General features: G+C 63.8%; 17 protein-coding genes. 5 read left to right on the forward strand and 12 right to left on the reverse strand.

Features of this window, described 5'->3' with window-relative positions:
* The first annotated feature begins 7 nt into the window (after window positions 1-7).
* Window positions 8-1,006: a PDR/VanB family oxidoreductase gene (locus tag AB7F49_RS06670; protein WP_428521045.1), complete on the forward strand. Its 999-nt coding sequence runs from the start codon at window positions 8-10 to the stop codon at window positions 1,004-1,006.
* A gap of 85 nt (window positions 1,007-1,091) precedes the next feature.
* Here the strand turns inward: AB7F49_RS06670 and AB7F49_RS06675 are convergent, their stop codons facing one another.
* Window positions 1,092-1,907 carry a hypothetical protein gene (locus tag AB7F49_RS06675; RefSeq protein WP_428521046.1) on the reverse strand — a complete coding sequence of 272 codons (816 nt, stop codon included), beginning with the start codon at window positions 1,905-1,907 and terminating at the stop codon, window positions 1,092-1,094.
* Between the two features lie 88 nt (window positions 1,908-1,995).
* Window positions 1,996-3,168 carry a vWA domain-containing protein gene (locus AB7F49_RS06680; protein WP_428521047.1) on the reverse strand — a complete coding sequence of 391 codons (1,173 nt, stop codon included), beginning with the start codon at window positions 3,166-3,168 and terminating at the stop codon, window positions 1,996-1,998.
* 193 nt (window positions 3,169-3,361) lie between these two features.
* Here AB7F49_RS06680 and AB7F49_RS06685 point away from each other — a divergent pair, with 193 nt between their 5' ends.
* The gene (locus AB7F49_RS06685; RefSeq protein WP_428521048.1) at window positions 3,362-3,997 is read left to right on the forward strand and encodes a PilZ domain-containing protein; all 636 of its coding nucleotides are present in this window, start codon (window positions 3,362-3,364) and stop codon (window positions 3,995-3,997) included.
* Window positions 3,998-4,010: 13 nt separating this feature from the next.
* Here AB7F49_RS06685 and AB7F49_RS06690 read toward each other — a convergent pair whose 3' ends face one another.
* On the reverse strand, window positions 4,011-5,090 hold the full coding sequence (locus AB7F49_RS06690) for a glycosyltransferase family 4 protein (RefSeq protein WP_428521049.1): 1,080 nt from the start codon (window positions 5,088-5,090) through the stop codon (window positions 4,011-4,013).
* A complete protein-coding gene (locus AB7F49_RS06695) occupies window positions 5,090-5,926 on the reverse strand; it encodes a UDP-2,3-diacylglucosamine diphosphatase (RefSeq protein ID WP_428521050.1) in 837 nt (278 codons plus the stop codon). Before AB7F49_RS06695 ends, AB7F49_RS06690 begins: the two co-directional genes overlap by 1 nt.
* 175 nt (window positions 5,927-6,101) lie before the next feature.
* On the opposite strand from AB7F49_RS06695, the gene AB7F49_RS06700 reads away from it, so the two are divergent.
* Both AB7F49_RS06700 and AB7F49_RS06705 read left to right on the forward strand, forming a co-directional pair.
* The gene (locus tag AB7F49_RS06700; RefSeq protein ID WP_428521051.1) at window positions 6,102-7,163 is read left to right on the forward strand and encodes a UPF0104 family protein; all 1,062 of its coding nucleotides are present in this window, start codon (window positions 6,102-6,104) and stop codon (window positions 7,161-7,163) included.
* 63 nt (window positions 7,164-7,226) lie between these two features.
* On the forward strand, window positions 7,227-9,221 hold the full coding sequence (locus tag AB7F49_RS06705) for a hypothetical protein (RefSeq protein ID WP_428521052.1): 1,995 nt from the start codon (window positions 7,227-7,229) through the stop codon (window positions 9,219-9,221).
* A 21-nt stretch (window positions 9,222-9,242) separates the two neighbouring features.
* Here the strand turns inward: AB7F49_RS06705 and AB7F49_RS06710 are convergent, their stop codons facing one another.
* The 7 genes from AB7F49_RS06710 to AB7F49_RS06740 all read right to left on the reverse strand — a co-directional run bounded on the left by AB7F49_RS06710 (window position 9,243) and on the right by AB7F49_RS06740 (window position 15,026).
* On the reverse strand, window positions 9,243-11,510 hold the full coding sequence (locus AB7F49_RS06710; protein WP_428521053.1) for a hypothetical protein: 2,268 nt from the start codon (window positions 11,508-11,510) through the stop codon (window positions 9,243-9,245).
* 168 nt (window positions 11,511-11,678) lie between these two features.
* On the reverse strand, window positions 11,679-11,867 hold the full coding sequence (locus AB7F49_RS06715; RefSeq protein ID WP_428521054.1) for a hypothetical protein: 189 nt from the start codon (window positions 11,865-11,867) through the stop codon (window positions 11,679-11,681).
* 82 nt (window positions 11,868-11,949) lie between these two features.
* Window positions 11,950-12,564 (reverse strand): class I SAM-dependent methyltransferase, encoded by a 615-nt coding sequence (locus tag AB7F49_RS06720; protein ID WP_428521055.1) that lies wholly within the window; start codon window positions 12,562-12,564, stop codon window positions 11,950-11,952.
* Between the two features lie 57 nt (window positions 12,565-12,621).
* Window positions 12,622-13,659: an NAD(P)/FAD-dependent oxidoreductase gene (locus AB7F49_RS06725; protein ID WP_428521056.1), complete on the reverse strand. Its 1,038-nt coding sequence runs from the start codon at window positions 13,657-13,659 to the stop codon at window positions 12,622-12,624.
* Window positions 13,660-13,662: 3 nt separating this feature from the next.
* Entirely contained in the window at window positions 13,663-13,986 is a 324-nt protein-coding gene (locus AB7F49_RS06730; protein ID WP_428521057.1) for a 2Fe-2S iron-sulfur cluster-binding protein, read from the reverse strand.
* A gap of 167 nt (window positions 13,987-14,153) precedes the next feature.
* Window positions 14,154-14,474, reverse strand: a complete 321-nt coding sequence (locus AB7F49_RS06735) for a 2Fe-2S iron-sulfur cluster-binding protein (RefSeq protein WP_428521058.1) — start codon at window positions 14,472-14,474, stop codon at window positions 14,154-14,156.
* Window positions 14,475-14,636: 162 nt separating this feature from the next.
* On the reverse strand, window positions 14,637-15,026 hold the full coding sequence (locus tag AB7F49_RS06740; protein ID WP_428521059.1) for an Hpt domain-containing protein: 390 nt from the start codon (window positions 15,024-15,026) through the stop codon (window positions 14,637-14,639).
* A gap of 365 nt (window positions 15,027-15,391) precedes the next feature.
* Between AB7F49_RS06740 and AB7F49_RS06745 the strand changes: the two genes are divergently transcribed.
* A complete protein-coding gene (locus AB7F49_RS06745) occupies window positions 15,392-21,289 on the forward strand; it encodes a hypothetical protein (RefSeq protein WP_428521060.1) in 5,898 nt (1,965 codons plus the stop codon).
* 266 nt (window positions 21,290-21,555) lie between these two features.
* On the opposite strand, the gene AB7F49_RS06750 is transcribed toward AB7F49_RS06745, so the two are convergent.
* A complete protein-coding gene (locus AB7F49_RS06750; RefSeq protein ID WP_428521061.1) occupies window positions 21,556-22,257 on the reverse strand; it encodes an FkbM family methyltransferase in 702 nt (233 codons plus the stop codon).
* Between the last annotated feature and the right edge of the window lie 101 nt (window positions 22,258-22,358).

Genomic DNA, 22,358 nt, shown 5'->3' on the forward strand with positions numbered 1-22,358 from the left:
GCCGGTCATGCGCGTGATCGAGACCTGGACGGCGGCGCATGTGCGCGCGGCGCGCAATATCACGCCGACGATTCGTCTGTTCGAACTGGTGCCGGCCGCAGGGAGCCCGGCGCAGATTCCGCTCGGCGGGCACCTCAACGTCACCGTGATGATCGGCGACCGCGCCGATACCCGCTCCTATTCGCTGATCGGCCCGGCGCTGCCCGACGCCTATCGCATCGCCGTGAAGCGCACGCCCGAAAGCCGCGGCGGCTCGGCCTATATGTGGTCGCTGCGCGAGGGCGCGCAGATCACGGTCTCCAGCCCGCGCAGCCATTTCGAAATCGACTTCGGCCGTCCGGATTATCTCGTGATCGCGGGCGGCATCGGCATTACGCCACTGGTCGGAATGGCGCATGCGCTGGCGCACGAGGCCGCGCGCAGCGGCGCGTCGCTGCGCATGGCCTATTGCGCGCGCAGCAGGGATGAACTGGCCTTTGCCGACGATCTGCGCGCGCGGCTCGGCGAGCGGCTGCAGACATTCGTGTCAAGAGAGGGCCAGCGGCTCGATGTCAAAGCAGAACTCACGGCGCTGGGGCCGGGCGGCATCGCCGCGGTCTGCGGGCCGCTGCCCCTGCTCGACGAGGCACGGCGCGTCTGGCGGGAACTCGGCCGGCCGCATGCGGATTTGCGCTTCGAGACTTTCGGTTCGAGCGGCACGTTCGCCACCGAACCGTTCCGCCTGCGGATCGCGCAGAGCGGCCAGGAAATCGTGGTCCCGGAAACGCAAACGATTCTGGACGCGCTGGAAGACGCCGGCATCGGCGTGATTTCGGATTGCCGGCGCGGCGAATGCGGCGTCTGCGCGCTCAACATCGTCGCGATCGACGGACAGGTCGACCACCGCGATGTGTTTTTCAGCGATCACCAGAAGCACGAGAACAAGAAGCTCTGCGCCTGCGTGTCGCGGGCGATCGGCACGCTCACCATCGATCCCATGCTGCGGCCCGACCCGTCGCGGCCGTGAAGACAAGCTCTGGTTTGGCGGTCGTGACGCCGTGCCGGTTCGCGCATCGCACAACCGAATTCGTGAGAGCTTTCGTGCCCGTTGCTCAAACAACGTTGGAGCCTGCGTCGGCATTCGGCCTGGCTTCTCCGGACAACAGCCGGCCGATCGAGCGGGCGGCATCGCCCGAACGACCGGTCCGCGTCGATGCGGCAAGTCGCGCGCCAAGCCGAACCCACCTTTCCGAATTCAGTGGGTCATCGGCCCTCAAGAGCCAGTTCTGCGAACATTCGCGATAGCTTTCGCCTCGGTATCGGTGCCTGTACTGAAAGAGCCGCTTCTCTTCCGTTACCAGCCATTCGCAGAGCGCGACGATCGAGGCATCGCAATCGAAATTCCGGCATCTCACCGCCAGGTCCAGAATGCCAAGCCCGAAGTAAATCCGCTCGCTATCCTCGCTATCTCTTTCGTGGATGCGCAAAACAAGCCACGCCAGAGACGCCATTGCTTCGATTTCGAGCCCGGCGTCAAGACTTCGAAGGCTTTCGAGCAAGGTCATGAGCCGCGGGTAATAGACACCTGTGCATGTGGATGCGATCTCGTCGTCTCCATAAGCCCGCAGCAATAGCGCAGCCGCGAAGGCTCGCGCCCAATGTCCGCGGACGCCGTGCCATGCACCCGTCACGCTATCCGGATCTTCGTAGGTGGCGAACTCCACCGCCTCCATTGATTCCCATGGCCATTTCGGAGCGATGCCATCGTCGCGAATCTCGCGAAGTTCCTCCAGATAGACAGCAACAAATGAGCCGACGGGATCGTTCAGCGCGATATGCTCCAGCATGGCATCATCGATATTTCGAGAGAGGCGCGCTACCAGGGCATCGGCATCCGGCTGAAATCGTGTGAAAAGATCACGTTCCATGTTTGGCTCCTGATGCCAGACGCGACGGAATTGCATTCCCGCCTCGCATATGCCGGATCGATCCGGCTGTCGCGCAGCCTGGCCGGCGCTACCGCACCAGTTCCCGCATCGCCCGGTCCAGCCCCTCCAGCGTCAAGGGATACATCCGTCCGCCCATCAATTGCTTCATCATGCGGATCGACTGCGTATAGTCCCATTCCGCTTCCGGCACCGGATTGAGCCACACCGCGGCGGGATAGGTGCGCGTGATGCGTTCCATCCAGATCTGCCCCGGCTCCTCGTTCATGTGCTCGACCGAGCCGCCCGGCATCGCGATCTCGTATGGCGACATCGACGCGTCGCCTATGAAGATCACCTTGTAGTCGTGCGGATATTTATGCATCACGTCGAAGGTCGGCGTGGTGTCGGTGAAGCGCCGCCGGTTCTCCTTCCACACCCGCTCGTACAGGCAATTGTGGAAGTAGAAATGCTCCATGTGCTTGAACTCGGCGCGCGCGGCGGAAAACAGTTCCTCCGTCACCTTGATGTGCCAGTCCATCGAGCCGCCGACATCGAAGAACAGCAGCACCTTCACCGCATTGTGCCGCTCCGGGCGCATGTGGATGTCGAGATAGCCCTTGTGCGCGGTACCCTTGATGGTGCCGTCGAGATCGAGTTCGTCGGCCGAGCCGGTGCGTGCGAACTTGCGCAGCCGCCGCAGCGCGATTTTGATGTTGCGGGTGCCGATCTCGACCTCGTCGTCGAAATCCTTGAACTCGCGTTTGTCCCACACCTTCACGGCGCGGCGATGCTTGCTTTCGCCGCCGATGCGGATGCCCTCCGGATTGTAGCCGGAATTGCCGAACGGCGAGGTGCCCCCCGTTCCGATCCATTTTGAGCCTCCCTGGTGGCGGCCCTTCTGCTCCTCCAGCCGTTTCTTCAGCGTCTCGAGCAGCTTGTCGAGCCCGCCCATCGCCTCGATCTGCTTCTTTTCCTCCTCGGTAAGATACTTCTCCGCGAGCGACTTCAGCCATTCCTCGGGGATGTCGGCGGTCAGCGCCTCCTCCATCAGCGAGAGGCCCTTGAAGACGTGTCCGAACACGCGGTCGAACTTGTCGAGATTGCGCTCGTCCTTCACCAGCACCGCGCGCGACAGATAGTAGAAATCCTCGACCTTCCGCGAGGCGAGGTCGGCGTCCATCGCCTCCATCAGCGTCAGATATTCGCGCAGCGTGACCGGCAGTCCGGCGGATTTCAACTCGGCGAAAAAGCTAATCAACATTATCCGGCAGACCCTTCACTTCGGCTGTTTTCGAGCGGCATCCGCGCGCTCTTGCTTTGCAAGCCGTTAATACCGCGCATCGCATCCTGATACGGATTGGAAAAATCCATGATCGCATTTTAAGCAATTCCCGCAGGATATTCTTGGTATTTTGGTGTCATCCTACCCGCTGGAACATCAAGCGGGGGCCAGGATGGCAGAACCTGCAGGAAATCCACAGGACATCGAAATTGTAGACCGACGTCGTTCGGCGCGGACGAGCGTCAGTGTAGCCGGCCGCTATTCGCTCGCTGGCAGGCGGAACGCCCGCGGCGAGCGGCGCGAATTCGCATGCCGGACGGTCGACATCTCGGCGGACTATGTTGCGCTGATCGGGCCGGTCACCGGCCCGGTCGGCGAGCGCGTCATTGCGCAGTTCGAGGAACTCGGAAAACTCGATGGCCGCATCATCCGGGTCTTTGAAACCGGATTTGTGATCCGGCTGGTGCTACCCGATTCCGGACGCGCCTGGCTTGCCGCAAAGATCGACTGGCTCGACAAGCACGAATTTCACAACCTGCCGGACGACCGGACCCACAAGCGCATCGTACCCGAAAAGCCGCACTCCACCTTGCTGCTCGCGGACGGCACGACCAGCGGCTGTTTCGTGATCGACATGTCGGTGGCGGGGGCCGCGGTCTCCACCGAGATCACCCCGCAACTTGGTGATGTGCTGGCGGTCGGCAGCGTCATCGGCCGGGTGGTCCGGCTGTTCCCGGAAGGCTTTGCCTTGCGCTTCATGCAGTTGCAGGACCCGGGCCTGCTGGAACACCGGCTGATCCGGCCGTGACGCAGCCGCGGGCTCAGCGTGAATGCGCGACCATGCGCGCGCCCGCCGACGGCATCGGCGCTTGATCTCCGATCGTCGCTCCCTGTCGCAGGATTGCGAGATTGTCGAGAAACATCCGCGCGCATCGGTCCCATGTCATGCGGCTCGCGAACGCCCGGCAGACGGTTCGATCGATGCCGAGCGCCCGCAGGCAGGCCGCCCGCAAATCGTCGTCCAGCGCGCCGACCGGCGCGTCCCCGATCACATCGAGCGGGCCCGGAACCGGATAGGCCGCGACCGGGATTCCGCAGGACAGGGCTTCGAGCATCACAAGACCAAAGGTATCGGTCCGGCTCGGAAACACGAACACGTCGGCCGCGCTGTATATCGCCGCAAGCTCGTCGCGCTGGCGCTCGCCAAGGAACACCGCCTGCGGAAATCGCTGCATCAATTCGCTTCGCATCGGTCCGTCACCGACCACGACCTTGGTGCCCGGCAGATCGAGCGACAGGAAGGCCTCGATATTCTTCTCGACAGCAACACGCCCGACCGTGAGGAAGATCGGACGCGGCAGATCGAGCGGCAAGAGGCCGAGCGCGGGCCTTCGCGGCGCGAAGACCTCGCCATCCACGCCGCGCGGCCACAGCACCGGGTTGCGGAAGCCGCGTCCCGACAATTCCGTAATAAGAGATCGCGTCGATACCATCACCCGCTCGGCGCCGCCGTGGAAGCGCCGAAGCCAGCGCCACACGAAGCGCTCCGGAATCGGCGCCCGCGCTGCGACATATTCCGGCAGCCGGGTATGGAAGCTCGTCGTGAATGCGAGGCCGCGCCGGAGGCAATAGCGCCGCACGGCATGCCCGATCGTGCCCTCGGTCGCGATATGGATCGCATCGGGATTAAGCGAATCGATACGCCGTGTGATCGCCCACGGAGTGGTGAGCGCGCAGCGGATCCCGGGATAGGTCGGGAGCGGAAACGAGCGGAAACCCTCATGCGTGAGGAATGCGATTTCGGCGCCGTGCCGGGGCGCCGTGGTCGCGAGCGTCGACAGCGTGCGCACCACGCCGTTGACCTGCGGATGCCAAGCGTCGGTTGCGACGAGGACGCGCATCAAGCCTCCTGCAGGCCGCCGAGCGGCGGCCGGGTTTGCGTCGCGCCGGCGGCGACCGGCCATGAGCGGATTTCGAAGGTGCCGTCGAGGCGTTCCACCGCCGCGGTGCAGCTTTCCAGCCAGTCGCCGCAATTGATGTAGCGAACGCCAAGGCGGTCATGCATCGCCGGATGATGGACATGTCCGCAGATCACCCCGTCGGCGTGATGTGCCGCCGCGAGCGCTGCGATTTCGCGCTCGAATTGTCCGAGATAATCGATGCTCTCCTTGACGCGGCGGCGCGCCCATTGCGACAGCGACCAGCCGGACAATCCAAAACGAATGCGCAGGCGATTCCAATGGTCGCTGAGGGCGAACAATGCCGCATTGAGCCGGCCGCCGATCGCTGCGATGCCGTGCGGAACCTGCGCGGCCCGATCGAAATGGTCGCCATGCACGACCACATAGCGACGGCCATCGGCCGCGACATGGGTCGCGGTCTCCGCCACCTCGACGCCGGCGAAATGAATACCCGGATAATCACGCAGGAACGCGTCGTGGTTGCCGGGCAGGTAGACGATCTTCGTTCCGCGCGCCGCCGCTTCGAACAATTCGCGGATCACGTCGTTGTGGGCCTGCGGCCAGTGCCAGCGCGCGCGCAAGCGCCAGCCGTCGACGATGTCGCCGACCAGATAGATCGTGCGCGCATCATGGTGGCGCAGAAAGTCGTAGAGCTTCTCGCTCTTGCTTGCGCGCGTGCCGAGATGAACGTCGGACAGGAACAGTGCGCGAACCGGATGGCGGCGCACGCGGCCCTGTACTTCGTCAGCTTCCGGAGAATCCTTGTCGAATCGCATGCCCCACGATGCGCCGTGCATGTCTCAGTTTTACGACGGGGCGGCGCCGGACATTTCGGACTTGTTAGAAAACTGTCGCGAATGAATCGGAATGTGCGGATCGCGAATCGAAGGATCGCCGCGACGCGATCCCCACCCTTGCGCGCTTTCGGAAGCGCGCGCCCCGGACCCCGGAATGCGGAATTCCCTGATCAGACTTGCAGGCTTCATCCGCGACCGGATCGGCTGGAACAGACTCGGCTTCCTCGCCAGCTTCATCGTGCTGTGCCTGGCCGGCCTCGCCCTCTACAGGATGCTGCGCGATGTCCAGCCGGAGCGCGTCCTAACCGCGATCGCAGCCATACCGACGAGCCATATCGCGATCTCGATCGGGTTCGTGGCCGCGGCCTATTTCACCATCACCTTCTACGACTTCTTCTCGCTGCGCACGATCGGTGCACGGCACGTTCCGTACCGGATTGCGGCGCTGGCGGCGTTCACCAGCTTTTCGATCGGCCACAATCTTGGGGCCACCGTCTTCACCGGCGGGGCCATCCGATTTCGCATCTATTCCGCCTACGGTCTCTCTCTCATTGACGTCGCAAAGATCGCCTTTGTCACGGGACTGACATTCTGGCTTGGTAACGCCTTCGTGCTGGGTCTTGGAATGGCGATCGCGCCGCATGCGGCAAGCGCGATCGACCAGTTTCCGCCCTGGATCAATCGCGCCATCGGGATCGCGGGGCTTGCCGCGATTTGCGGCTACCTGCTCTGGCTCGCATGCGGGGCGCGGATCGTCGGCGTCAAAGGCGTTTCCGTGCGGCTGCCGAATGCGCCCCTCACCTTTGTTCAGATCCTCATCGGGGTTGCCGATCTCGGGCTCTCGGCGGTCGGTATGTACGTATTGCTGCCGGCAAGCCCCGACATGGAGTTGCTGCCGTTTGTTGTGATTTTCGTGCTGGCGACCCTGCTGGGCTTCCTCAGCCACACGCCCGGCGCCCTCGGAGTGTTCGACGCCGCGATCCTGATTGCACTGTACCAGTATCCGAAGGAGGAGTTGCTCGCGACGCTGCTGGTGTGGCGCGCGATCTATTATATGCTGCCATTCTCGCTCGCCCTGATCGTCATGGCGACACGGGAAATCTGCCTTGCGGCCCGCCGGGCTGGAATGGCCCCCGTATTGCCGGAAAAAACACCGATCCCCCGCGACGCTCCCTGCTCAAGACAGCGGCAATCCGCACACGATCGGGTCGCGTGATACCCATATTTCCGCCCAAAGCTTCATGCTATTCGACGGGCTGATCTCGATTTTCGGTTTTCCATGTACGCCCGGATTGTTGCGGCCGTTGCCGCCCTGATTGGTCTCACCGTAAGCCTCCCGGCCGCGGCACAGGTTCGTGCGCCTGCGCCGCTGCAGTTGAATGCGCCCGGCGGGGTCGCGGGTGGCGGACCGATCCGGATCGAATGGGAGGTGCGCAACCGTTTTCGCCTGTTCCGCAACGAGGCGGATTTCCGCCGTCATGTCGCGGCCCATCGCGGGGACGGCATTCTGGCGGCGGAACAGCGGCTCGCGCGTGCCACCGACGGCCGCGGCTGGGCGCGCGACATGGTCGACAACCTGTGCGTCGACCAGACCGGGCGGCTGCCGGAGACCTGTCAGCGCGACGGCGAAAAGGAAAACTACCTCAGCCCCGTCGATCACCCGATCACCGCGATGGCCGCAGGCGGCGTGCCGCCGAACGCGCTTTGTGCCTGGAGCTTCGATGACGGCCAGTCCGAGCCGGGCCAGGCCACCACGCGCTGCGACGACCCGGTCCGGATTCGTGTGAAACGCGGGCGCACCACCATAGCGACGGTCGATGTCGGATTGCCCGACGGCACTGCGCAGCGCGTGATCGCCGAAATCACGGTGAAGGATCTGCTGATCGCCGGCATGGGAGATTCCGTGGCGGCGGGCGAAGGCAACCCGGATCGTGCCATCGCGCTCGACGATGGCGGCTTCTGCTTCCGGCGCTTCCTGGCCGGCAGCACCAGCGAGTATTTCCGCCCCGGCCGATCCGGCTTCAAGGGCAGCAAGGCGTGCGACCCCGCGCTGTCGAGCAGCAGCGGCAACAGCTCGGCGGACTGGTCGAAGCTGAACGCACGCTGGTGGAGTGCGGCCTGCCACCGCTCGCTCTATGGCTATCAGTTGCGCGCGGCACTGGCGCTCGCGATCGAAAATCCGCAGATCGCGGTCACCTTCCTGCCGCTTGCTTGCTCCGGCTCGACGATCGATGCCGGGTTCTTCAATTCGCTGCGCGCTCGTGAATGCCCGCCGACCGGCGGCTGTTCGAGCACCAATGTGGCGCAGATGGTGCGGCTCAAGGAAGCACTCGACCTTGCGCACAAGACCGACAAGGAGCGCCGGCTCGACGCGATCCTGCTCACGATCGGCGCGAACGATATCTGGTTCTCCGGCCTGGTCGCCGACGTCATTACCGAAGCTCCGACCGAACGCGCGCTGTTCCGGCGCGGCGGCCTGATTGCCGACGTTTCCGACGCGCGCGGCTATCTCGAGGACTTCCCGCGCGATTTCGCGAAGCTGCGCAACGCCATCAAGCCCTATCTCGGCGGCAATCTGCAACGGGTGGTGTTCGTCACCTATGGCAACCCGGCCATGGTCAATGGCGGCCAGGTCTGCGCCGGGGGACGCGCCGGCTTCGACGTGCATCCGGCTTTCAACGTGGATGCCGGAAGGCTTCGCGAGGCTTCCGACTTCGTGGAGAGGCAATTTCTGCCGCGCCTGCGCGCGCTTGCAACCTGCGAGGCAAAGGGCGCCTGCCGCGATCCCCTGACCGAACGCATGTCGTTTGTTGACCAGCACCAGTCCGAATTCTCTCATCACGGGTTCTGCGCGCGCGCCCCGGGCGATCCCGTTTTCGACCGCGAATGCTTTCTCGAGACCGGCGACAGCTTCGAAACCAATCCTTCCGATGCCGCGACCGATCCGATGCGCTGCGGATTGCGGGCCCGTGACTTTCGTCCCTATAGCCCCCGCGCGCGCTGGATTCGCACCGCGAACGACAGCTACTTCACCGCCATGACCTTCCCGGAAGGGATCAACGCGGCGCTGCAGCCGAGCGATCTTCACGACGCGACCTGGGGCGCGACCAGCGCGGTCTATGGCGGCGCGGTGCATCCGACCGCGGAGGGACACGCGGCGATGGCGGATGCCGCAATGCCGGTCCTGCGTGCGGTGCTCGATCTTGCGACGCCGCAGCAGGTCCGCGCCGAGCCGCTCGCCCCGCTTCAGGTGCCGCCTCCCGCGACGCGCTAGCGTCCCGGGGATGGGCGCGGCTCAGAGCAGATCAAAACTCTGGCCAAGCCCGTTCTGGTGATCTGGCGCTTGCGCCAGTTCGATGGTCACACCGCCATCGATGTCGGATGTAACGACAAATTCAAGTCCGCCACCCGGCTTTGGAACCTTGATGGTGGCAACCTTCTCGATTTCGTCAAAGACACGCAGCTTGCCGTCGTGGTGGTCCACGAACGTGGATTCCGGATCGAGGTCGGAAAAATGAAATGAATCGCCGAGATCGAAGTGCGTCACCTTGATGCCGTTGAGCTGCGCCGCCGTGCCCTCGATTTCGTTGTCGCCGAACCTCGCCTTGATGATATCTGCGCCGCCGCCAGGGCGGATCAGATCGTCATGGATGCTGCCGCGGATCGTTTCCGCAGCGTCGGTGCCTGTGATCAGATACTGATGATTGGGATCGAGCCGGTAGATCGTGATGTCTTCGGGATCGGTGGCGAGCCAATAGGCGGCCTCGTGACGGCCGATATGCTGGCCGTCGTTGTTATCGTAGAATTCGATCTTTCCATCCTGCTCGTAAGAGAGCACGGTCGTCGAATGGCCCGATATTCGACCCGCTTCGGGCTTGAACCAGCCCATGCGAACAATATCGCCCGGCTGGACCAGACCGGACCAGTCCGAGACCGGATCCGGAATGTCGCTCGCATAGACGATGCGCCAGAAGCCGCCTTCCAGGTTGAGGGACGGATCGAGAGACGCATTCAGCCCGGGCATCGGTGCGCCCGCGGCCGCGGCGACATTATCGGCGATCCAGTTGCACAGATTGGTGTTCGGGATCACGCCATCGCCATACACCGTCAGGAACGCCTCGGCGGCCTTCATGATCGTTTCCGGCGTCGGGGCTGCGCCCGGTACGAGCCCGGCAATCTGCATGGCCTGAATCACCGCCGGGTCGACGGTCCAGACATTGTAGGTGACGAACGTGGCGTCGGGACCGCGCTTGTCCTCGGTCAGCCGTAGCTGGAAGCTGGCGGGACTGTCGATCTGGTTGCCGGCATGCAGCGTGACCTTGCCGATGTCCTTCACGAAGGTGGCGGTCTCGACCTTCTTTCCACTGATATACCATTCCGGCGTCTGGTTCGGCGTATCCCAGTAACCGACATTGGTTGACGTGTTGTCGAACGGTTGCGACGGATAGAGCCAGATGCCCTTGAACGGGATTTTCGACGTCCCGAACGAGCCTTCGAGGATGCTGGCAAGCGATACGACTTCGCCCGCGGACGCGATCACGGGCGCGGGCAGCGATTCCAGCAGGTAGCTCGCGCCTCCCGGATTATAGGTGACGACGGTTCCGCCTTGCCCGTCGCTCGACAGCAAGAAGTCGGAGCTGGTCATCTGCGTTTTTGTCAGCGAGAGGTTGTCGGTGACCAGCCGCATCCTCAGCTCTGCAACCGGAGTACCGGCCGGATCGGTGCCGGCAAACAGCTTGAGCGTGCCCGGCTCGGTTCCGCTGCCCGGGACGTAGGTCAGCGACTGCGCCACAATCCCGGCGAGATCGATCCGCCCGCCGGCGGCGCCCTGGTGCGGCTGGCCGGACGGCGTCGGCAATTCCGCATACGCAATGACGCCCTCGAAACCCGCGACGTTCTCCATCATGAGCAGGCCGGTGCCGTCTATAAACACCACTTGCTGGGAGGCGCCGACGTTGCCCTCGACGATCAGTTTGCCGCCATTCTCGAGCAGGAATGCGCCGCTATCCGTGCCGGTAACCGTCATGCCGGCGGAAATCTCGACACTTCCCTCGATCTGGATCAGCCCTTGGTTGAAGATCGTCTGCCCCTCGAAATCGAGGAAGCTCTCCTGACTGACGACCACCGCGGCCTTCTGGTCGGTATTCAGCAGCTTGAACACACTCGCATGACCGTTGGCGTCGTTTTGAACGAGGATCGTCAGGCTGCCGGCAATGGCCTCGACGAAGATCTGACCGTCGAAGGATGTTTCGCCTTCGACGATGAAGACGGCGTCGGTGGAGTCCGCCAGTGCGCCGGACACGGTAAGCGTCGCATTGATCTCGGCAGTGCCGGGCGGGGGCACGGTTCCTTCAAAGGTCGCGCCGATCGCTTTCAGGATCGTATCGTCTGCCGCCAGCACGATGGCGATACCGACCAGCGGATTTGATGGCGTATCGATGATCGCGATTCCATCGGCGATGGTCGCGATGTCCCCCGTGACCGGTACCGTATCCGGAACCCAGTTGCCGGCGATGAACCAGTCGCCCGAAACGCCGGTCCGCCACTGGATGTTCGTAGCCATGTTTTCTCCGAAGGGAACCCGAGGCGATCGGATTCAACAGCGGTGCAGACTATTGCGGGCTGCGGCAAACGCAACGGGAGTTATGCGGCGCGACCGATGTCAGCGCGGCATCTCCGCGAAAAAAGGTTTCGACGGCGAACGCTGACGCACGGCGCGCAGTTTACCGTCCTAGCTCGCCGACTTCATGAACCTTTCAGATTTCGGCTTGCGCATCTTCGGAACCGGTTGCGGGCCGCAGGCCAGCGCGTTGAGGCAGGCCGGCTGAGCGGGTCTCTTCGTCTTCTTGCTTTGCGCGTTTGCGTCGGAGGCAAGGAATGCCAGCCCGGCCGCAATGACCACCATGTATGTCCATCGCATTGGACCAGCCTCCGTTTGATCTTCCCGATCTTCAATCCGGTCGCGCCATGCGCCCGACATCAACGCAGCCTCGTGCGCGCATTCAGCTCGCAACACCGCGACAATGAAAGCCTAGTATTTTCGGCGCGCCCGGCAAATAAAAATGATCGACATCCTCGATCGCGAATCCGGCTGAGCGAAGCAGCTCACGCGTATCGCGATTGATCTGGCAGCCGCACGAGATGAGGTTCCAGAATGGATTGAGACGATCCTGCCAGGCCGCAACCGCCGCATCGTCCGCGCGGCCGTGTTCCAGAAACAGCAGGCGGCCGTTGAATTTGAGGACGCGTCGGATTTCGCGCAAGACCGTCAATGGATCCTGGACCGAACATAACGTGTAGGTCAGCACCGCCGTATCCGCAGTATTGTCAGCCAGCGGTATGCGCTCGCCCGGCGCTGTGACGATCTCGACCGGTACCGGGCTCGCCCTCGCCTGGTTTTGCGCGAGGTCGACGAACGCCCGTTCCGGATCGACGCCGATGACTTTGGTCACCTTGTCCGGATCGTAGTATGCGAGGTTGAATCCCGGCCCGATTCCGATTTCGAGGACGATGCCACGCGCCTGCGGAATGATCGACCGGCGCAACTCGGAGATTCGCGACTGAGCGCAGGCAAGAGCGATGAGCCGCGGCCCGACATAGCGGCGGTACAGACCCATCGTCTTGTTCCCGTTTCACCGCCTGGCATGATCACAGCCAGTTCGCCGCGGCGAAGCTCACGCCACGCCGAGCTTCTTCTGCAGGCTCGTCGACGATGTCGTGTACTGGAAGGTGAGCTTCTTATCCGGATAGACGTAGCGGTGGATTTTTTGAGCCGCCAGCGCGCCCTCGTGGAAGCCGCACAGGATCAGCTTCAACTTGCCGGGATAGGTGTTGATGTCGCCGATGGCGAAAATGCCCGGCTCGGACGTTTCGAAATTCTCCGTATTCACATCGATCAGATCGTCGTCGAGCCTGAGACCCCAGTCCGCCACCGGGCCGAGCTTCATGGTCAGCCCGAAGAACGGCAGGATCGCATCGCAGGCGATCTCGAAATTCGACCCGTCATTGCGCTTGACGATCGCTTTGCTCACCTGGCCATCCGCGCCTTCCAGCGAGGTGACCTGACCTAGGACGAAATCGATCTTTCCCTCGCCGACCAGCGCCATCATCTTGTTGACGCTGTCGGGCGCGGCACGGAATTCCTGGCGGCGGTGCAGAAGAGTCAGGTGACTCGCAATAGGCGCGAGGTTGAGTGTCCAGTCGAGCGCGGAATCGCCGCCGCCGGCAACCAGCAGGCGCTTGCCGCGAAACTGCTCCATCTGCCGAACCGCATAATATACCGATTTTGCCTCGTAGGCCTCGATGCCCGGAATCGGCGGGCGCTTCGGCTGGAACGAGCCGCCACCGGCCGCGACGATCACCACCTTGCATTCGAATACCTTGCCGGCGTCGGTGGTGATGCGAAACGCCGGATCGCCGATCCGCTCGATCGTCTGCACCATCTCCGAGAAATGAAATTGCGGGCCGAACGGCTTGATCTGTTCCAGCAGCGCCTTGGTGAGACCATCACCGGTGACAATGGGAATGCCGGGAATGTCGTAGATCGGCTTCTCGGGATAAAGCTCGGCGCATTGCCCACCGGGTTTGTCGAGAATGTCGACGAGATGCGCCTTGATATCGAGCAAACCGAGCTCGAACACCGCGAACAGCCCGCATGGGCCGGCGCCGATGATCAGCGCGTCGGTCTTGATCACGTTCGTGGTGTCCAGCATGTTCTACCTGCCCTGATAGCTTGGCGTTCGAACGGTGAGCCCGTCGAGCTCGTCGCTCATCTTGATCTGGCATGACAGCCGCGAATTGGCCCGCACATCATAGGCATTGTCGAGTTGCTCGTCCTCTTCGAGCGAGCGTTCCCCGGTCTTCGAAATCCAGGCGTCGTCGACATAGATGTGGCACGTGGCGCAGGTGCACGAGCCGCCGCATTCCGCGACAATGCCGGCTACCGATCCGCGCATGGCGGCCTCCATGACGGTCTCGCCGGGTTCGGCTTCGACATCATGGACGGTGCCATCGTGTTCGATGAATGTGATTTTCGGCATGGCAATGGCTGTTGTGGGCTTGGGACGCAATGTGGGCTTGGGACGAAATGGTTTGTATCCAAACCATTTCGCGTCGTCATCCCCGTGTCGATGGGACGCAGGGTTCCGGGTCACGCTTTCCCGCGAAGTGACAATCGCAGCGCAGGAGGCTCGCGCCAGGCGCGAGTTCAGGCCTGACGCTCGGGCGTGCGCACGATCAGGCCGTCCAGCTCCGGGGAGACCTTGATCTGGCAGGACAGGCGCGAATTCGGCTTCACGTCGAAACCGAAATCCAGCATGTCCTCCTCCATGGGAGACGGCGGACCGACCACCTCGGTCCAGGCCTCGTCGACATAGACATGGCAGGTCGCACAGGCACAGGCGCCGCCGCATTCCGCTTCGATACCGGGTATGCCGTTCTTGATGGCGTTCTCCATCACCGTGGAGCCATTCTCGGCCTCGACGGTGCGGCTCTCGCCTCCGTGGTCGATAAACGTGATCTTGGCCATCTGGGGCTGGTAACTTCTGCTTTCCGCAACGGGAGCACCGGCCGGCCGGCCAGCGACGCGCTATATAACGCATTGCAGGATTTGCGCCAGCGCTGCCTTGCGCGCTTGCGCGCAACACGGAAACGGCGGACGCCGGCTACGGCCCATCAGCGACGGAGCGGCTCAGGCCGGGCTCAGCAATTCCGCGATCTCGGCACCGGCATCGCGACAGGCTGCGCGCAGATCGTCGACGCTCTCGCGTCGGCGCCGCGCATCCCCTGACGTCGCAGCCTCCTCCAGCCGCGCGGCAGCGTTCGCGAGCGCGAAAGCCCCGATCCCCTTGGCGGAGCCCCGCAGCGTGTGGGCGGACGCGGCGGCAATGGGTGGCGTGGCGGTTTCGATCCGATCGATCAGCAGCGCCATCTGGCGCGCAAACAGTGTCAGCACCTCGCGCTCAAGCGACCGGTCGCCGAGCGTCATCCGTGACAGGTGAACAAGGTCGATCGGCCGGTCCCCCGGGACAAGCGGGGGGGAGGCCACGGCGTCCATCGCCGTCTGGGTCAATTCGATCATCGCACGCCTCCGGAGCTCTTTGGCTCCTATCCGCACAATTTGGCCGGCCACGGGCCAAAGCTTGGTAAAAAAGCGCCGCAAAAAACAACCTTTCCGCGGCCAAGCGTCAGAAGCGTTAACGGGCGATGTCTGCGCAGGTTCCATCACCTGTGCCGAAATCACACAGCAGTGAATGGGGCGGCATTAACGATGATTAAGAAGGGCTTAAAGGCGACAGTTTTATTCGGACTGCCAAGCCGGTAGGATGGCGCACTGCGGCGATTGTTTTTGGCAAGGCTTCGGCCGGCGGGACCGGCCCCGGACCGGGAGGTCTCGGGGCTCTGCCCAAGCCTTGTCTGTCAGTTGTGTCTAGTGAGGCGGGAACCATGTCGAACACCCCAAAGAAGGCTGTGGATCCGACCGAAGCTGCGATGGCAGCGATCCAGGAGGCCCTCAAGGTCCGCGACGCGGAGATGAATACGCCTTCCCGCCCCGCTCAGCCCCCGGCTGCACCGCCGGCGCCCGCACCCGAGCAGACCCGCATGCCGGAGCCCGTGGCTGCGGCCCCACAGCCCCGTCCGCGGCAGCCGGCCATGCAGCCGCGCGAAGAAATATTCGCGGCAGAGAGCCCCGCCGATGTCGAGCCCGGCTTGCCTGCCAACGACGACTGGAAGTCGGTCGGACAGATCCTGCAATCGACGCGGATACCGTCGTCGCGCCCGCTTTTCATCGCCGCCGCGGTTCTCTCGGGGGCATGGATCATCTTCGCTGCGATCCTCACCGCGCCTTTCCTGCCGCAGATGCAGGAAAACTTCGCGCCGACCCTGCTGGCCCTTCTGATTACGTTTCTGGCGCCGGTCGGATTCTTCTTTTCGGTCGCGCACATGATCGCGCGCTCGCGCGAAATGCGCGCATTGTCGCAATCGATGGCCGAGGTCGCGCTGCGGCTGTCGGAACCGGAAGGGCTGGCACGCGAGTCGATCGTGACCGTCGGTCAGGCCATCCGCCGCGAGGTCGCCGCCATGGGCGACGGCGTCGAACGCGCGCTGGCGCGCGCCGCAGAACTGGAGGCGCTGGTACAGGGTGAGGTTTCGGCGCTGGAGCGCGCCTATAATGACAACGAGGTCCGTCTCCGCAGCCTGCTCGATGACCTTGCGACCCAGCGCGACAACCTGATCGGCCAGGCCGAGCAGGTCCGCAATGCCATCACCGGCGTTCATCTCGATCTGAACCAGGACATCACCGGAATCAGCGACCAGGTCGCCTCGCAGGTCTCGACGGCCACCGAAGGCATCACCCGCGACCTGCAGGAAAAGAGCGACCACATCACGACGACGCTCAACCGCATCAGCGACGAGATGCTGGCACAGCTCGGGGAGCGCGCCGGCGAAATCCTCGAACGCCTGCAGCAGACCGCGCAGGAGACGGCGCAAGCGGTCGACGCGATCAGCCAGACCGCGTCCACTTCGATCGAGAATTCGGGCTTTGCGACCACGAGCGCGATCGACGGCGCGGCCGAGCGGCTGAATGCCAGCCTCGCCTTCAAGACCGAGCATATCGCCGAGGAATTCGACGTGCTGGCGCAAAATCTCATCGAGATGATGCAGTTGCGGCTCGCCAATGTGACCAACGACTTCTCCCAGCGCACCACCACCATCACCGAACTGATGAACGAGCGCGCGGCTGAAATCTCGGACGGGCTGTTGCAGGTGTCGGCGCAGGCCGCCGAAAACATCACGTTGCGCAGCGACGAGGTCAGCTCCACGCTGCGCGCAACCGGCGAGTCGCTCGTGGTCGACCTCAGTCTGCGCGGCGGCGATGTCGTCCAGAAGCTGGAACAGACCGGCTCCGCCATCACCGAAACCATCCTGTCGCGCAGCGACGAAGTGATGGAAACCTTCCGCGGTTCCGCCGACAGCATCGCAAGCACCATCGGCACGCATGGCGATGCGCTGAAGGAAATGCTGGGAGCGCGGCTGGTCTCGTTCGAGGAGATGTTCACGCAGGGCGGCGCCGCCCTCGCCGAGCGCATTGCCAACGATTCCTCCACTCTGGGCAACCTGATCACCCGGCACCTCGGCGAATTCGATCGTACCGTCAAGCTGCACGGCGCCGAGCTGGTTGAACGGCTCGGAGACCGCACCCAATCGGTCACCGACACGATGCGCTCCTGCATCGACAATTTCGACCAGCGAATCGGGGGCAAGACCGGCGAAATCACCGACGCGCTGGACCTGCGCCTCGTGCGCTTCCAGGAGGCGCTCGACAGCCGCACCCAGACCCTCAACGACGCGCTCGGCGGCCGCGTGCTGGAAATTGCAAAGACACTTGCCGACGGCGGCAAGGAGGTCGTGTCCAGCCTCGAGACCCGCATTTCGGAGGTAACCAACACCATCGACAGCCGGGGAACCAAGCTATCCGAGGTGATCGCCGCCAAGGCGCAGGAAATCGACTCGGTGCTCGGCACCCGCGCGATGGACATCGCCAACAATCTCGACACCCGCATCGGCACATTCGAGGAATTGCTGGTCGGCCGCGCCGAAGCTGCAACGCAACAGCTCGAAACGCGCGGCCGTGCTGCCGCCGACGCGCTCGCCGAGCGCGCGACCCAGGCCGTGCAGTCGATCGAAACGAGGAGTTCCGGCGCGGTGCAGGCGCTGGCCGAGCGTTCCGAAGGCGCGGTCCAGACCGTCGAGACCCGGGCGCGGCTGGCGGCCGACTTCCTGGCCGACCGCACGGAAAAAATGTCCGTCGAACTTGAGAACCGCACCAAGACCGTAGGTGACCTGCTCATCGAGCGCACCGACAAGGCCGTTGTTCACGTCGAAGGGCGCACCCGGGGAGCAGCCGATGCGTTTGCGGAACGCGCCGAGCAGATTTCCGCGCAGGTCGAAACTCGCACCCGCGTTGCCACCGACGAGTTGACGACGCGCGCCGAACAGGCGGCGGCACAGATCGAAGGCCGCTCGCGTGCCGCGACGGACTCGGTTGCCGAACGTGCCGAACAGGCGGCGGCGCAGATCGAGGGCCGTTCCCGTGCTGCGACGGACTCGGTTGCCGAACGCGCCGAGCAGGCGGCAGCGCAGATCGAAGGCCGCTCGCGTGCCGCGACCGACACGATGGCCGAGCGGGCCGAACAGACCGCCACGCAGATCGAGGGCCGCTCACGCGCCGTGACCGAGTTGCTTGCCGAGCGCGTTGAGCAGACCGCCACACAGATCGAAGGCCGTGCCCGCGCCGCGACCGACGAACTGACCACGCGCGCCGAGCAGGCCGCCCTCCAGGTCGAGGGGCGCACCCGTGCCGCTACCGAGGAACTGACCGTCAAGGCGGAGCAGGCCGCCCTTCAGGTCGAAGGCCGCACCCGCAGCGCCACCGAATTGCTCACCGAGCGCGCCGAGAGCGCGGCGGCCCAGATCGAAGGCCGCACGCGATCGGCGACCGACATTCTGGCCGGTCGCGCCGATCAGGCCGCCTCGCAGTTCGAAAGCCGCGCCCGCGCCGCCACCGACGCGCTGAGCGAGCGCGCCGAAAGCACCATCGCGCAGGTCGAAGGCCGGGCCCGGTCGGTCACCGATGTTCTGATCGAACGCGCCGAAACCGCCGCCGCCCAGATCGAAGGCCGCACGCGGGCCGTGACCGATGTCCTCACGGAACGTGCCGAAAGCGCCGCCGCCCAGATCGAGGGCCGCACCCGCTCCGTCGCCGATGTCCTGACCGAGCGTGCCGAAAGCGCGGCGGCGCATGTCGAGGGCAGCACGCGCTCGCTGGCGGAGATCCTGACAGCCAGTGCCGAACAGGCGGCCATCCAGATCGAAGGCCGCGCCCGTACCGCGACCGAGGTGCTGGCCGACCGCGCGGACCAGGTCGCGAGCCACATCGAAGTCCGTGCTCGCTCCGCCACGGAGACGATCGGAGAACGCGCAGAGCAGGTCGCGCAGCAGGTCGAGACCCGCGCCCGGGTCGCCACCGACGCACTGGCCGACCGCGGCGAGAAAATCGCCCAGCAGATCGAGTCCCGCACCCACGCGGCAACCGACGCGCTGGTCAGCCGCTCCGAAACCGTCACGAACCAGGTGGAATCGCGCACCAAGTCGGCTGCCGATTCACTCAACGCCCGGCTCGAACTGCTGGCGCAGTCGGTGAGCCAGAATACCGGAGAGGCCGAGCGATCGCTATCTCAGCTCGCCGGCACGTCGACTGAATCCATGCGCAACGCGGCCGCGGAGGTCGAGCGCGTGCTCACGGTTGTCTCCGCCGGAATCGGCAATGCCCTGAAGCAGAATGCAAGCGATGTCGAACGCACCCTGCTTGGCGTCAGCGCCGAAGTCGCACGCGGCTTTGTCGGCAAGGCCGACGAAATTGCCGCGACGGTCTCGACCCGTGCCACGGAAATGACGCGGATTCTCGACACCAACTCCTCGACGCTGCTCGCAGCCCTGTCGGCGAAGAGCCAGGAGTTCACCGGAGAGGTCCAGCGCGCGACCCAGTCGGCGGTGAGCGCGATCGAGAGCAAGGGCTTCGATTTCACGCGCACCATGCTCGACAATTCCAACGAACTAGCGCGTCTGATCAACGACGCGGGCGAATCCGCCACGGGGCGTGTCAACCACACCATGCGCAACATGCAGGAGGCGACGCGCGACGCGATCGAGCAATCGCAGCGAACCGCCACGGATTCGGTGCGCAGCATGCACGAAACCACGCGCGAGGCGATCGAACAATCCCAGCGGATCGCGGCCGACTCCGTCGCACAGGTCGTGGAAACGCATGCGCGCCTGCGCGGCGAATCCACGACATTGTTCGAGCGCATGCGCGAAGCCAATGTGCTCCTGCACGAAGTCCTGACCGGCGCGCACGAGAACATGGCGTCGATCGAAACCTCGCTGACGACCAGGGTCGCGGAATTCGCCAACATGATGAACGACGTGACCGCCCGCAGCGGGGCGGTGGGCGATCAGATCAACGCCCATGTCGACGCCTTCCGCACCGACACGGTCGCCGTCCTGGAAAATCTTTCGCAGCTTGCGGTGCAGTTCGGCCAGCATGGCCGCACGCTTGTGCAGGCGGTTGACGCGGTCGATCAGAGCAATCAGCGTGCCGAGGCGACGGTCGCCGAGCGCCGCGCCACGCTGGAAACCCTGGTTGCCACCCTCGACCTGAAGTCGGAGGATCTGGAGCAGCGGCTGCAACGCTTCACCGCCCTGCTCGACCAGTCGCTTGGCGGCGCCGAGGAGCGGGCGCGCGACATCGCCCGCATTGTCGCGGACACCGCGACAACCGGAACCCGCACGATTGCCGAGCAATTCGAACTCGTACGCGAGACCACCGAAGAGGAACGCAAGCGCACGAGCGACGTCATGCGTGCGATCTACGAGCAATCGATCGGGGAGACCGACACGATCTTCCGGCAATCGTCGGAGCGCTTCGCCGAGACACTCGCGAGCATGAAGGAAATGGCTGCGGAAATGCAGGCGCAGCTCGAACATACCCGTGCCGAACTGAAGCGCGGCATTCTCGAATTGCCGCAGGAGACCGCCGAGAACGCCGCGCAGATGCGCCGCGTCATCGTCGACCAGATCGAGGCATTGGCCGAGCTCAACCGGATCGTCAGCCGGCACGGACGCTCGATCGAAGCGGCGGAGCCGCGCCGAACCGCCGAGCCGATGCTGACGGTGGTCGGCGGCGGGCGCACCGAGCCGGCACGTCCGCAGGCGCGCCATCCCGAGCATCTTCCGCAGATGCCGGTCGGCCGTCCGGCCGCGCCGCCATCCCCGCCACAACCGCCACGCGGCGAAGCCTACCCGCCGCAGGGCGCGCCGGCCCCGCGCGGGGTCCAGAGCGGATGGCTTTCCGATCTGCTGCAACGCGCGGATGACGGCCAGGTCCCGCAGCCGCCGCAGCACGGGCGCCAGGCGCCCCCACCCCCGCCGCAGCGGCCGCTCGACTCGCTCGACGCCTTGTCCGCCGACATCGCGCGCCTCGTGGAGCATGATGCCGCGGTCGAGATGTGGGACCGCTACAATCGCGGCGAGCGCAGCGCCTTCACGCGCCAGCTCTACACCATGAACGGCCAGCGCGCCTATGACGACATCCGCAACCGCTACCGCGCCGACCGGAATTTTAGGGCGACAGTCGACCGCTATATCGCCGAATTCGAACGGCTGCTCGAGGACGTCTCGCGAGACGAGCGCGGCGGCCAGGCGATGGTGCGCACCTATCTGATTTCCGAAACCGGCAAGGTCTATACCATGCTTGCCCATGCGGCCGGCCGCTTCGACTGAAGCCGCGCACCGGGTCTGCCCCCGGAGAGACCACCGAGCGGGCGCGTCTTCCGACGCGCCCGTTTCTGTTGCACGATTGGGAGATGCTCAGGACGACATCCGCCGAAAAATGCGAGGCGTGTCCGCAATCGCAAGCTGGTCGATTTGGTTTGCAGTGAAGGGGACGTCTCGATCCGGCGGGCCTGCCGGCGGCCCTCGAAACAGCGGATCAAGGATATCTGCCAGACGCGCTCTCTGTACGCTCGGTACTTACAGGACAAGACCGCTCAAAGAGGACAGCACATCCAGTTCTCATTAGTGCTATACCGGCGAAACACGTCCTTAATCTCGTATTTCTCCTGGGTCAGGAACGCCGAGACCTGGTCTCTCAACAAGTCGCTGACCTCAACAAACAATAGCGGCCTCCACTTCTCCAGACACCCCTTGAACCCCGTCAGGACGTCCAACTCCATTCCCTCAACATCCACTTTGATGAAATCGCATTTGCGGTTGAGAAAAAAATTGTCGCCCGTCGCCACAGGCACCATCTCGCCCTCCTGGGCGCCGGCAATCAGCCTTGTCGAGCCGGAATTGTTTGGATTTCCCGTCCAGGGAACTGCAACTCCAAAGGTTGAACTCAAACCAAAAGAAAGGAATGAAAGGTCCACAACCGAATTCAGGCCATTCAGGGATACATTGATGCGCAATTGCTCGGCGACAGGCGGATTAGGCTCGAAACAATAAACCCTGGATGGACCCAGGAATTTTGAAACAAATAACGTGTGATTGCCGACATTGGCGCCCGCATCAACAAAGACGCTGCCCTTGACGAAATAAGAAGCGATTATTGCCAACTCCTCCATCTCGTAAAAATTTCCATTGGAGTGCTGGCTCTGGATGACGTCATTCCTGTTTGTGACAAAGAAGCGGATATCCTCTCCTTTGTGAAAGGCATATACAATTTCCCCGAGGACCTTTTTTTTCAGCACTTTCTCAATCCTACACGCTGATTTCGATGCGCACTTATCACGCCGAATCGGAAAGCTCCCAAGACCGGGAAATCTCTAGAAGTTACCATACATGAAAGATC

It is taken from the genome of Pseudorhodoplanes sp. (genome assembly GCF_050250235.1).
GTDB lineage: Bacteria > Pseudomonadota > Alphaproteobacteria > Rhizobiales > Xanthobacteraceae > Pseudorhodoplanes.